Origin of the sequence: Agromyces humi (genome assembly GCF_009720255.1) — a bacterium.
GTDB classification, from domain to species: Bacteria; Actinomycetota; Actinomycetes; order Actinomycetales; family Microbacteriaceae; genus Agromyces; species Agromyces humi.
On record NZ_WJSP02000710.1, the window covers coordinates 1 to 792 of the forward strand.

Genomic DNA, 792 nt, shown 5'->3' on the forward strand with positions numbered 1-792 from the left:
GACATCCAGCTCCCGCCGCGCGACACCCGGAAGAGCGAGAAGGCCGAGGACCTCGCCCAGGAGGCGATGCTCGAGGCGATGCGGCAGTGGCCGTCCGAGGGCGTGCCCCGCAACGGCGGCGCGTGGCTCACGGCGGTCGCGAAGCGTCGCGCGATCGACGGGTGGCGCCGCCGGGAGCGGCTCGACGAGCGGTACGCCGCGATGGCCCGCGACCTCGAGCAGCAGGACGGCGAGGCATCCGGAACCTTCTGGGACCCCGACACCATCGACGACGACGTGCTGCGCCTCGTGTTCGTGGCGTGCCACCCCGTGCTGTCGCGCGAGGCGCAGATCGCGCTCACGCTGCGCATCGTCGGCGGCCTCAGCTCGGAGGAGATCGCGCGGGCGTTCCTCGTGCCGGTCGCCACGATCCAGCAGCGCATCGTGCGGGCGAAGAAGACCCTCGCCGCGGCGAACGTGCCGTTCGAGGTGCCCGAGCCGCAGGAGTACGCCGGCCGGCTCGGGTCGGTGCTGAGCGTGCTCTACCTCGTCTTCAACGAGGGCTACCTCCCGGCGGCGGGCGAGCACTGGGTGCGACCGGATGTCTCCGCCGAGGCGCTGCGGCTCGCGCGCATGGTGGCCGAGCTCATGCCCCGCGAGCCCGAGGCGCACGCTCTCGTGGCGCTGATGGAGTTCCAGGCGTCCCGCTTCGGAGCCAGGGTCGGCCGGGACGGCACGCCGATCCCCCTCGACCAGCAGGACCGCAGCCGCTGGGACCGGGCGCAGATCGAGCGCGGCCGCGCCGCCCTGGCG

Annotated in this window: 1 protein-coding gene; it reads left to right on the forward strand. The window is 74.0% G+C overall.

Features of this window, described 5'->3' with window-relative positions:
* Window positions 1-3: 3 nt before the first annotated feature.
* The coding region (locus GH736_RS23710) for an RNA polymerase sigma factor (protein WP_235934667.1) at window positions 4-792 on the forward strand (789 nt) is incomplete at its 3' end.